At 59.4% G+C, this 12,178-nt stretch carries 11 protein-coding genes; all 11 read left to right on the forward strand.

What is annotated here, in order from left to right; all coding sequences use genetic code 11:
* The first annotated feature begins 153 nt into the window (after positions 1–153).
* The 11 genes from MARHY_RS15845 to MARHY_RS15895 all read left to right on the forward strand — a co-directional run bounded on the left by MARHY_RS15845 (position 154) and on the right by MARHY_RS15895 (position 12,117).
* A complete protein-coding gene (locus tag MARHY_RS15845) occupies positions 154–1,767 on the forward strand; it encodes a diguanylate cyclase (protein ID WP_014422712.1) in 1,614 nt (537 codons plus the stop codon).
* Between the two features lie 255 nt (positions 1,768–2,022).
* Complete coding sequence (aroQ, locus tag MARHY_RS15850) at positions 2,023–2,463, forward strand: type II 3-dehydroquinate dehydratase (protein WP_011786855.1); 441 nt, start codon at positions 2,023–2,025, stop codon at positions 2,461–2,463.
* 26 nt (positions 2,464–2,489) lie between these two features.
* Entirely contained in the window at positions 2,490–2,960 is a 471-nt protein-coding gene (accB, locus tag MARHY_RS15855) for an acetyl-CoA carboxylase biotin carboxyl carrier protein (RefSeq protein WP_014422713.1), read from the forward strand.
* Positions 2,961–2,984: 24 nt separating this feature from the next.
* Positions 2,985–4,325 carry an acetyl-CoA carboxylase biotin carboxylase subunit gene (gene accC, locus MARHY_RS15860; RefSeq protein WP_227499547.1) on the forward strand — a complete coding sequence of 447 codons (1,341 nt, stop codon included), beginning with the start codon at positions 2,985–2,987 and terminating at the stop codon, positions 4,323–4,325.
* 2 nt (positions 4,326–4,327) lie between these two features.
* A complete protein-coding gene (gene prmA, locus MARHY_RS15865) occupies positions 4,328–5,224 on the forward strand; it encodes a 50S ribosomal protein L11 methyltransferase (protein ID WP_014422714.1) in 897 nt (298 codons plus the stop codon).
* A gap of 73 nt (positions 5,225–5,297) precedes the next feature.
* The gene (locus tag MARHY_RS15870) at positions 5,298–6,563 is read left to right on the forward strand and encodes a DUF3426 domain-containing protein (protein ID WP_014422715.1); all 1,266 of its coding nucleotides are present in this window, start codon (positions 5,298–5,300) and stop codon (positions 6,561–6,563) included.
* A 208-nt stretch (positions 6,564–6,771) separates the two neighbouring features.
* Positions 6,772–7,770: a tRNA dihydrouridine synthase DusB gene (gene dusB / locus MARHY_RS15875; protein WP_014422716.1), complete on the forward strand. Its 999-nt coding sequence runs from the start codon at positions 6,772–6,774 to the stop codon at positions 7,768–7,770.
* A complete protein-coding gene (fis, locus tag MARHY_RS15880; RefSeq protein WP_011786861.1) occupies positions 7,767–8,084 on the forward strand; it encodes a DNA-binding transcriptional regulator Fis in 318 nt (105 codons plus the stop codon). The genes dusB and fis overlap by 4 nt, the downstream gene beginning before the upstream one ends.
* A gap of 104 nt (positions 8,085–8,188) precedes the next feature.
* The gene (gene purH / locus MARHY_RS15885; protein ID WP_014422717.1) at positions 8,189–9,769 is read left to right on the forward strand and encodes a bifunctional phosphoribosylaminoimidazolecarboxamide formyltransferase/IMP cyclohydrolase; all 1,581 of its coding nucleotides are present in this window, start codon (positions 8,189–8,191) and stop codon (positions 9,767–9,769) included.
* Positions 9,770–9,791: 22 nt separating this feature from the next.
* Positions 9,792–11,078, forward strand: coding sequence for a phosphoribosylamine--glycine ligase (gene purD / locus MARHY_RS15890; RefSeq protein ID WP_014422718.1), 1,287 nt, complete (start codon positions 9,792–9,794; stop codon positions 11,076–11,078).
* A gap of 103 nt (positions 11,079–11,181) precedes the next feature.
* Positions 11,182–12,117 (forward strand): alpha/beta fold hydrolase, encoded by a 936-nt coding sequence (locus MARHY_RS15895; RefSeq protein ID WP_014422719.1) that lies wholly within the window; start codon positions 11,182–11,184, stop codon positions 12,115–12,117.
* Positions 12,118–12,178: the final 61 nt, after the last annotated feature.

The following is a 12,178-nucleotide window of genomic DNA, read 5'->3' on the forward strand; positions in this document are numbered from 1 at the left end:
TGACAAACATTTACATAGCGCAACCTACGCCCACAACATTAAACACTATAGACTCTACACAAGGACCATAAAGCCTCTGTATAACTCATAAATGGCAAAAATTCGCGCAGACGGATATCGCGATCAACAATTGGACAGACAGGCCGGAGCACCATGAACGACGAGAGCCAGAAAGAGAAACTCAGGCAGCATTTCGCCCGCCGTGTCACCACCCAGGCCCGGGTGGTGCTTGATACCTGGCAGAAAATCCGCGACGACCGCAGTCAGGCGCCCGCCCATCGGGACGATCTGATTGCCGCAGCCGACAAACTCGTTCGTTATGCCCGGCGTTTCGAGATGGACAGCCACGCGGCTGCCGGCGAGCTGATCCTGGCCCTGTTGACGGACTGGCATCAGGACACCCCCCTGGACGATGCCAAAGCCAAGGCACTGGAAGATGCCACCGAGAATCTGCGCCTATCCACCCAGCGTCGCACCGACCAGGACACCTCCAGCGCGCCCCAGCAGTATCGTCGAACACCAGTTTATATTGCCCTGTCGAACGAAGAGATGGCCTCACGACTGATCCGGCAACTGGAATTTTTCGGTTTTCGCGCTTCCGCCTTCAGCGCATCAGCAGACCTGATTGAGGCCTGTGCGCTCAGCAAACCGGAAACCATCCTGATGGATGTCAGCTTCGGCGGCAGAGATAATGACGGCATTGCGACCGTGGAACAGTTACAGGAGCAACACGACACTCCGATCCCCATCATTTTCGTCAGCGACGAGGACGGCAGCATCGAAACCCGGCTGCGCGCCTCCCGCTGCGGCGGGGAGGAGTTCTTCTACCCGGCGGTGGACCCCGGCCAACTGATAGAAAAGATCGAAACCTATACCCACGGCAACACTGTCGAGCCCTACAAGGTGCTGGTCCTGGACGATTCCCGGGCCCAGGCCAAATACATGGAAACGGTATTGAAAAAGGCGGGAATGACCGCTCACATCATCACCGATCCGATGCAGATCATTCATGCCCTGGAGGAGTTCTCACCAGAAATCATCATCCTGGACATGTACATGCCCGGCTGCACCGGCATGGAGATTGCCCGTGTCATCCGCCAGCAGGATCGTTTCCACAGTGTTCCCATCATTTACCTGTCGGCGGAAGAGGACGTCAGCAAACAGCTGCACGCCATGAGCCTGGGCGGTGACGACTTCCTGACCAAGCCCATCGATCCCAAGCACCTGATTGCGACCCTGCACAACCGGGGTCGGCGGGCCCGCTCACTGCTGGCACTGATGATCCGCGACAGCCTGACCGGCCTGTTCAATCACACCCACACCCTGCATCTGCTGGAGCAGGAAATCGTGCGTGCGCGCCAGAAAGATCAGCCCATGTGCTTTGCCATGATCGATATCGACTTCTTCAAGAAGGTAAACGACACCTTTGGCCACCCGATTGGCGACCGGATTCTGCGCAGCCTGTCCATGTTCCTGAAACAACGTCTGCGCAAGACCGATCATATTGGCCGCTACGGTGGAGAAGAGTTCGCCATCATCCTGCCGAACACCCGCCCGGGCGATGCCCGCAATGTCCTCAACGAAATTCGTGAGCGTTTCTCCGAGCTGACCCAGCAGGCCGGCGACCGGGAATTCAATGTCACCTTCAGTTGCGGTATTGCCGACTGGCAGGGTGAAACCGCCCAGGCCCTGTGCGAGCGCGCAGACCGCGCCCTGTATACGTCCAAGGAGCACGGCCGCAACTGCGTGACCCTGGCCGAGACCTGACCTTCCGGGCCGGGCAATCGCCCGGCCCATGAAACCAATGTCGAATACCGACATTCACCGCCATGATCAACAATGATTGTCATCAACGAAATGTCATCGCGTGACAGCAGGTTGCTGTGTAACCTTTTCAGAGCAATGGACAACCGGCAGGATTGTCAAAAAGTGTTGATCTGGGGATAACAAGCACGCACCATTGGGGTAACGTGCCGTCATCTTCGGCGATCCTGTTCAAAAACCATCAAGGCAGACAGAACCATGTCGACCATTCTTGTGCTCCACGGCCCAAACCTGAATATGCTCGGAACCCGAGAGCCCGAGGTCTATGGCCACGAGACCCTGGCCGATATAGACGACCGCTTGCGCAGCAAGGCGGCTGAGAAAGGCCATCATCTGTTACACCTGCAGTCAAACGCGGAATATGAATTGATAGAAAGAGTGCATGAAGCCAGGGCTGAAGGGGTGGATTTCATCATCATCAATCCCGCCGCCTTCACCCACACCAGCGTGGCCCTTCGGGATGCCATGCTGGCGTCGGGCATTCCCTTTATTGAAGTGCATCTTTCAAACGTGCATGCGCGGGAACCTTTCCGCCATCACTCTTATTTTTCAGATATCGCCGAAGGCGTTATCTGCGGGCTGGGCAGCCAGGGCTACGATCTCGCCCTGAAGGCAGCCCTGCAACGAATTCACCGATAGAACACAGAAACGGGACTGGAACAGTTATGGATATTCGCAAAATCAAGAAACTCATTGAGCTCCTTGAGGAATCAGACGTCGAAGAACTGGAGATCCAGGAAGGCGACGATTCGGTTCGCATTTCCCGCCGTCGCGAGCCCGCCGCCGGTGGACATTACGTCAGCCATTACGCGGCACCAGCCCCCCAGGCCGCTGCCCCGGCTCCGGCACCCGCGGCTGATGCCTCCCCGGCTGCGGAATCCTCGGCTCCGGCAGCCCCCTCGGGGCACGCCGTGAAATCCCCGATGGTTGGCACCTTCTACCGTGCGCCGTCCCCCACCGCCAGCTCCTTTGTTGAAGTGGGCCAGAAAGTGAACGTGGGTGACGTGATCTGTATCGTTGAAGCCATGAAGATGATGAACCAGATCGAAGCCGACAAGGCCGGTACCGTGACCGAAATCCTGGTCGAAAATGGCCAGCCGGTTGAGTTTGACCAGCCCCTGGTCGTCATTTCCTGAATTCGGTGATTGCTAACCATGGCCATGTTAGAAAAAGTTCTGATCGCAAACCGCGGTGAAATCGCCCTGCGTATTCTCCGCGCGTGCAAGGAGCTGGGCATCAAAACCGTTGCGGTACATTCCCAGGTAGACCGCGACCTGATGCACGTTCGCCTTGCCGACGAATCTGTCTGCATTGGCCCAAACAGTGCCACAGACAGCTACCTGAATATCCCGACCATCATCAGTGCCGCTGAAGTGACCGACTCGGTGGGCATCCATCCGGGTTACGGATTCCTGGCCGAGAATGCCGACTTCGCGGAGCAGGTCGAAAAAAGCGGTTTCCGCTTTATCGGCCCCCGGGCAGAGACCATCCGCCTGATGGGTAACAAGGTGTCCGCCATCGAAGCCATGAAAAAGGCCGGCGTACCCACAGTTCCCGGCTCCGACGGCCCGCTGACGGACGACGACGAACGCACCCTCAAGCTGGCGAAGCAGATTGGCTACCCGGTGATGATCAAGGCGGCCTCTGGTGGTGGTGGCCGAGGCATGCAGGTGGTGCACTCTGAAGCCGCCCTGCTGAAAGCAGTACAGATTACCCAGAGCGAAGCCAAGAATGCCTTCGGCGATCCCACCGTGTATCTGGAGAAGTTCCTGGAAACCCCACGTCACGTGGAAGTCCAGGTTCTGGCCGACATGCACGGCAACGTCATCCATCTGGGTGACCGGGACTGCTCCATGCAGCGCCGCAACCAGAAGGTCATTGAAGAAGCACCGGCACCGAACATCAACCAGGAATCCCGCGAGCGAACGCTTAAGGCCTGCGTGGATGCCTGCAAGGAAATCGGCTACGTTGGCGCCGGCACCTTCGAATTCCTGTATCAGGACGGCGAGTTCTACTTCATTGAAATGAACACGCGGGTACAGGTTGAGCATCCGGTCTCGGAGATGGTCACTGGTGTGGACATTGTGCGCGAGCAGCTGCGTATTGCCAGCGGTCTGCCACTGCAATACAGCCAGGACCAGATCCACATTTCCGGCCATGCCATTGAATGCCGGATCAACGCCGAAGACCCGAAAACCTTCGTTCCCAGCCCTGGCAAGATCAGTCATTTCCACGCTCCTGGCGGCAACGGCATCCGCGTGGATTCCCACCTGTACAGCGGCTACACCGTACCGCCGTACTACGATTCCCTGGTGGCCAAACTGATCACCTGGGGCGACGACCGGGAGATCGCCCGCCGGCGCATGAAGAATGCGCTGGACGAAATGCTGGTCGAGGGCATCAAGACCAACCAACCCCTGCATCGAAAACTGGTACGCGATGGTGGCTTTAAACAGGTAGACTTCACCATCCACTACCTTGAGAAACTGATGCGGGATTAATCATGCCCTGGATACAACTCCAGATTCCAGCTGATCCGGACACTGCGGATCAGCTGGAAGATCTGTTAATGGAAATGGGCGCCGATGCCGTTTCCATGGAAGACGCCGCCGACCAGCCGCTGTACGAGCCCGACCCGGGCACTACCCCCCTCTGGAGCCAGACCACCGTCACTGGCCTGTTCCAGTCTGACCGCAATATCGAACAGTTACTGGCGGAGATTCGCGACGCCTGGCACCAGCAGACCCAGCAGTCTTTGGCCGATATTGACGTTACCCTGGTGGAAGACAAGGACTGGGAGCGGGCCTGGATGGACGACTTCCACCCGCTGCAGTTCGGTGAACGCCTGTGGATTGTGCCCAGCTGGCACGAGGCACCAGACCCGGACGCAGCCAACCTGTTGCTCGACCCGGGCCTGGCGTTCGGCACCGGCACCCACCCGACCACCGCGCTGTGCCTGGAATGGCTTGACGGCCAGGATGTCTCGGGCAAGCAGGTGACCGACTACGGTTGTGGTTCCGGCATTCTGGGCCTGGCCGCCCTGTTACTGGGGGCAGAACATGTCGTTGGCGTCGATACCGACCCCCAAGCCCTGGAAGCCAGCCGTGACAACGCCCGCCGGAATGGCGTTGAAGATAACCGCCTGGATTTGTACCTGCCCGGCAACGATCCGGACACCCTAGCCGATATCATGTTGGCCAATATCCTTGCCCAGCCGCTGATCGGCCTGGCACCGAGACTGGCCGAACTGACCAGGCCCGGCGGGGATCTGGTACTGTCCGGCATCCTGTTCAATCAGGCCCGTGACGTGATGGAAGCCTATGAGCCCTGGTTCATCATGGACGAACCGGAACAGAAAGAAGACTGGATACGCCTCACAGGACGGCGCAAGGACGGATGACGACACAGGCGTTTATGTCTAAACTGCCTCCATCGTAGTGATCGACCAGAGATCGAGCTTTCAGGAACGAAGCATGACCCAGAGCAGCCTGCAGACCCAATGCCCCAACTGTGAGACCCGTTTCCGGGTAACAGACGAACAGCTGAGCGTCGCCAGGGGCAAGGTACGCTGCGGGAACTGCATGAAGATTTTCAATGCGGTCGAACACCAGGTGGTCTCTGGCAAAGATAATGCCGGGGCCCGCCCGTCGCCCTCGTCATCTGGCTCTGAAACCGGAGCAACCAGGCCCGGCCGGTTCGACGATGAAGAGGAACTGATCTTTGCGGACAACCCCGAGGAAGATGCCACCGAAGGCCGCTATGCCGGCAGCAAACTGACGTTCTCAGATGATGAGCTCAGCGACAGCTTCCGCAATTTCGACGAGCCCGAGGAATCCGGCTTCAGCGACGACGACCTGACGCCGGAAAACCAGAATATCGACGAGAGCTGGGCCGAGGCCATGCTCAACGACGACGAGCCCGCGAAGCCATCGGCTCAGCCAGAATCAGCGAAGCCTCAGCGTCCTGCCCCGCCGCAGCCCGAACCGGAACAGGCATCACTTCAGACGCCCCCTGCTGCCGAAACACGGCCGGAGCCGCTGCGCCGTGAGGACAGCGAGTCCAATGGAACAACCCAACCCGCCAACGAGGCCACTTCAGCGGAGCCGTCCACGGAACCGGATATCACGGACCTCAGCTTGGCGGATGACGATCGCGTGGGCGACCCGATTGTCAGCCGCACTCGCAAGCAAGCGGCGCCAGACACCCTCTACCATGACCTGCGACGGGATCCTGTATCCGTCGGTAACGGCAGAGGCCGGCTCAGAACCGTATTCTGGGCACTGGCGGTGCTGGCCCTGCTGGGCGTACTGATTGCCCAGGTTACCTGGTACCAGCTTGACCGGCTTTCTGCCATCCCCCAGCTCCGACCGTTCTACGAGAAGGGCTGCGAGATTGCCGGATGCGAACTCAAACCCCTGGGGAATGTCGAGGCTATCCAGAGCCGTAAACTGGTGGTGCGCACCGACCCGGAGAACCGGGATCAACTCATTGTCGATGCCGTGATTCTCAACCGCGCCGGCTTTGAGCAGCCGTTCCCGGCGATCGCACTGACCTTCTCCAACCTCAATGGCGATGTAGTGGCCCAAAGCACCTTTACGCCAGAAGAGTACCTGGCCGGTGAGGCCGCAGAACTTGCCAGCATGCCGGTAGAAACGCCGGTGCGGATCGCCATCCGGATACGCGACCCCGGGCGGGATGCCGTCAACTATAACCTGAGCTTTCGTCCCTGGGCGCCTTGATGCGAATCAATAGCCTTCGGGCCGACAGTTGACAGCGCAAAAGTCAACCAGAAAGCGCGAAAAATAATCAATTTTTTAACGCTTTCGCCCCTTCAATCAGCTTGCCCCCGGCGGTATCATTACCGCCCTTCGGAGACCGGAGCGGTCAGAAATTGAACAACCGCTCCAGCCGAATTTTGCTCAACCCGCTGTGACACGGACTCAGATCATGCTGCCAACGGCAAAAATCGGGCCGTACACCCTGCCCAACCCGCTGATTGTTGCACCCATGGCCGGTGTAACCGATCGCCCTTTCCGGCTTTTATGCCGACGAATGGGGGCCGGGCTGGCGGTATCGGAAATGGTCATAGCGGACAGCAAGCTCTGGCATACGCGTAAATCCCGGACTCGCCTGAATCACGAAGGCGAACCGGAACCCAGATCGGTCCAGATCGCCGGCGGCGACCCCGAGATGCTGGCCGATGCAGCCCGGCAAAACGCTGAATTCGGTGCTCAGATCATCGACATCAACATGGGGTGTCCGGCCAAGAAAGTCTGCAACAAGGCCGCCGGTTCGGCCCTGATGAAAGACGAGAAGCTGGTACGGGCAATTCTGGAAGCCGTGGTGAAGGCGGTAGATGTGCCGGTGACCCTGAAAATGCGAACCGGCTGGGACAGAGACAACCGCAATGCTCCGGTCATCGCCAGGATGGCGGAAGATGCCGGCATTCAGGCTCTGGCCGTACACGGCCGTACCCGCGCAGACAAATACAACGGCGACGCGGAGTACGACACCATCGCAGAGGTCAAGGCCAGCGTTGGCATACCGGTGTTCGCCAACGGCGACATTACCACGCCGGAGAAGGCCCGGCAGGTACTCAGCCATACCGGTGCCGACGGCTTGCTGATTGGCCGGGGTGCCCAGGGCCGGCCCTGGATTTTCCGGGAGATTCTTCATTATCTGGAAACCGGAGAACACCTGCCACAACCGCCCATGGATGAAGTAGAGCGCATTCTGGCCGGGCACCTGGAAGAACTGCACCGTTTCTACGGCGAATTGATGGGCGTGCGTATCGCCAGAAAACACGTGGGCTGGTATCTGCAGTCCCATGATGACAGCAAACAGTTCCGACAACGCTTCAACGCCATCGATGATGCGCTGGAGCAGAAAGACAGCATCGCACAGTATTTTGCAGGCTTACGAAATGGAGAGGTATTCGCAGCATGACCGCTGAGACTTTGGCAAATCAATCCCTAAGCACCCCGGCCAACGATGATCTGCATCAGTTGCACACGGTAAACCACAGCGGCAACAGCGTCACCCTGCGTGACAGCGTAGAAGTTGCCCTGAAGAACTACTTTGAGCAACTCGATGGCGCGCCGGTTACCGACGTGTACCAACTGGTACTGTCAGAAGTGGAAGCCCCGCTGCTGGAGCAGGTGATGAAATACACCCGCAACAACCAGACCAAAGCCTCCACCATGCTCGGGCTGAATCGCGGCACCCTGCGCAAGAAACTCAAGCAATACGGTCTGCTATAATCAGACCTGACCCCACAAGGGCCTCCCGGATGCGTTCGCGAGGCCCTTGTTATTTGCACCCAGGCTTACAATCCGGCTTATCTGACCAGCGAAGAAAGTGACCCATGGCAAACCAGGCAAACACCCCCGTCCGTCGCGCCCTGATCAGCGTGAGTGATAAAACCGGCATCGTCGATTTCGGCCGTGCCCTCACCGAACGCGGCGTCGAGCTGCTCTCCACCGGCGGAACCTTCCGCCTGCTCAAGGAAAACAACGTACCGGTCACCGAAGTGTCCGATTACACCGGTTTCCCGGAAATGATGGATGGCCGGGTCAAAACCCTGCACCCGAAAATCCACGGCGGCATTCTGGGCCGGCGTGGCACCGACGATGCCATCATGGCTGAGCACGGAATCAATCCCATCGACATGGTGGTGGTGAACCTGTACCCGTTCGAGGACACCGTGGCCAACCCGGACTGCGACCTGGCCACAGCCATTGAAAACATCGACATTGGCGGCCCCACCATGGTTCGTGCCGCCGCCAAGAACCACAACGATGTTGCCATTGTCGTGAACGCCTCCGACTACAACCGCGTTCTGAAAGAACTGGCGGACAACGACGGCGAGCTGACCTATAGCACCCGCTTCGACCTGGCCGTGAAGGCCTTCGAGCACACCGCCGGCTACGACGGTGCTATTGCCAACTATCTGGGCGGGCGTACCCCGGATAACGACAACGCTGACTTCCCCCGCACCTTCAATGCCCAGTTCGTGAAAGTTCAGGATATGCGCTATGGGGAAAACCCGCATCAGCGCGCTGCCTTCTACGCCGAGCGCCACCCGAAGGAAGCCTGTGTCGCCACCGCCAAACAGCTTCAGGGCAAGGAACTGAGCTACAACAACGTAGCCGACACCGATGCGGCGCTGGAGTGCGTCAAACCCTTCGCCGACCCGGCCTGCGTCATCGTCAAGCACGCCAATCCCTGTGGCGTGGCCATCGGTGCCGACATACTGCAGGCCTACGACCTGGCCTTTGCCACCGACCCGACGTCGGCCTTTGGCGGCATCATCGCCTTCAACCGTGAACTGGATGCGGCGACCGCCAAGGCCATTGTGGATCGCCAGTTCGTGGAAGTGATTATCGCCCCGAGCGTTGCGCCGGAAGCAGTCGAGATTGTTGCCGCCAAGAAGAACGTACGCCTGCTGGCCTGCGGCGAATTCGACGGTGAACGCGCCCAGACCATGGACTACAAGCGCGTCACCGGCGGCCTGCTGGTGCAGGATCGCGACCTGGGCATGGTGGCCATGGAAGACGTGAAAGTGGTCACCGAACGCCAGCCCACCGAGCAGGAACTGAACGACCTGCTGTTCGCCTGGGAAGTGGCCAAGTACGTTAAATCCAACGCTATTGTCTATGCCAAAGCCGGTCGCACCATCGGCGTCGGCGCCGGCCAGATGAGCCGCGTCTACAGCGCCAAGATTGCAGGCATCAAAGCCGCCGACGAAAACCTGGAAGTGAAGGGTTCCGTCATGGCGTCGGATGCATTCTTCCCGTTCCGTGACGGCATCGACGCCGCGGCCGAAGCCGGCATTACCGCCGTGATTCAGCCCGGCGGCTCCATGCGCGACCAGGAAGTGATCGATGCCGCCAACGAGCATGGCATTGCCATGGTCTTCACCGGCATGCGCCATTTCCGTCACTGATCGAAGAACTCAGGAGTAACACATGAACATTCTGGTTATTGGCAGTGGCGGACGTGAGCACGCCCTGGCGTGGAAAGCCGCCCAGTCACCGCAAGCGGATAAAGTGTTTGTCGCACCGGGTAACGCCGGCACCGCCCGGGAACCGAATCTGGAAAACGTCGACCTGGACGTGATGGACCTGGACGGCCTGGCCAACTTCGCCGAGCAGAACAACGTCGGCTTGACCATCGTTGGCCCGGAAGCCCCGCTGGTGGCCGGCGTGGTGGACAAATTTGAAGCCCGCGGCCTGCGCATCTTCGGTCCCAGCGCTGGCGCCGCCCAGCTGGAAGGCTCCAAGGCCTTCACCAAGGACTTCCTGGCCCGCCAGAAGATTCCCACCGCCGACTACGCCAATTTCACCGATGTCGACGAGGCCCTCGCCTACGTGCGTGAAAAAGGCGCACCCATCGTGGTTAAAGCCGACGGCCTGGCTGCCGGTAAAGGTGTAATCGTCGCCATGACCCTGGCAGAAGCCGAAGATGCCATCCGCGACATGCTCGCAGGCAACGCCTTTGGCGATGCCGGCAGCCGCGTGGTGGTGGAAGAGTTTCTGGACGGCGAAGAAGCCTCCTTCATCGTGATGGTCGACGGCAAGAACGTACTGGCCATGGCCACGTCTCAGGACCACAAGCGCGTAGGCGACGGCGACACCGGCCCCAACACCGGTGGCATGGGAGCTTATTCTCCCGCCCCGGTGGTCACTGCCGATGTGCACCAGCGGATCATGGACGAGGTGATCTACCCCACGGTCAACGGCATGGCGGCGGAAGGCCATCCGTACAAGGGTTTCCTGTACGCCGGCCTGATGATCGATACCAGCGGTGCCCCCAAGGTCATTGAGTTCAACTGCCGCTTTGGCGATCCGGAAACCCAGCCGATCATGCTGCGCATGAAGTCCGACCTGGTGGAACTGTGCCAGGCCGCCGTGGATGGCAAGCTGGACGCGTGCGATTCCGAGTGGGATGAACGCGCCTCTGTCGGCATCGTACTCGCTGCCGGTGGCTATCCCGCCAGCTACGACAAGGGCGATGTCATCTCCGGCCTGCCGGACGGTGAAACAGAAGGTGAGAAGGTCTTCCACGCCGGCACCAAACTCAACGGCGACGACGTAGTCACTGCCGGGGGCCGCGTGCTCTGCGCTACCGCTCTGGGCAACACCGTCACCGAAGCCCAGCAACGGGCCTATGAGCTGGCAAAGAAAATCAGCTGGAACGGCATGTTCTACCGCAACGACATTGCCTACCGGGCCATTGCCCGGGAGCAGAGCTGAGGCTCCGGCTCGCCGAGTAACAGCGTCAGCCCGGTCATTGACCGGGCTTTTTTATGGGTTAGTGTTGGCATTCAATAATAGCCATAACGAAAAGGAGTTCCCTGTGCGCCGCACTCACCTGAAGCTGTTCCTGCTGCTGACCGTTACCCTGCTGGTCAGCGCCTGCTCCCGCCAGAGCATCTACGAAAACGCCATAGGCTGGGAACGTTCAAGCGCCGGTCTGGAGGCCGCGCAAGTCACCGTTGGCGATCTGGACATTGCCTACCTTCGCAGTGAAGAACCGGTCGATGGCGACACCCTGGTGCTGATTCACGGCTTCGGCGCCAACAAGGATAACTGGACCCGTCTGGCCAAAGAGTTCCAGGGTGAGTTCAACATCTATGCCCTCGATCTGCCAGGCCATGGCGACAGCAGTAAACCCCTGGACATCGGCTACCGTTTTGAGGATCAGGTAGAATACGTCCACCAGATACTGAAGGAGCTCGGGGTGGAACGCTTCCACATGATGGGCAACTCCATGGGCGGTGCCATCACTGCCCTCTACGCTGCCACCCATCCAGAACAGGTTCACACAGCCGTACTGTTCGACCCTGCCGGTATCTTCGAATATGAAAGTGAGCTGGTGGACCTGGTCATGGATGGCGACAACCCGCTCATCCCGAAACGGGAAGGCGATTTCGACCGCCTGCTGGACTTCGCTCTGGAAAAACGCCCTTTCGTGCCCTGGCCGATCTTTGATGTGATGGAAGAAAAGGCCATCGCCAACCGGGAAGTCAACGAAGTCATTTTCCGGGCCATCCGAGACACCGGCTTCGAGCCGGATTTCCGCAACGCCATCACCAACATCCAGGCGCCGGTTCTGGTGGTCTGGGGCAAACTCGACCGGGTAATTGACTATCGCAATGCCGATGTCTTTGTCGAAGCTATCCCGAACGCGCGCAAGGCCATTCTCGATGATATCGGCCACGCGCCGATGGTGGAGGCGCCGGAGGAATCGGCAGCCCTGTTCCGGGACTTTCTTGCCGACCGGCAGCCCTGAAACCATTCGCCACTACAGCTAGGCCCGAAAAAAAGGTAGGCTTCAGAGCTTTGGATTCCGT

Origin of the sequence: Marinobacter nauticus ATCC 49840, assembly GCF_000284615.1 — a bacterium.
Classification (GTDB): domain Bacteria; phylum Pseudomonadota; class Gammaproteobacteria; order Pseudomonadales; family Oleiphilaceae; genus Marinobacter; species Marinobacter nauticus.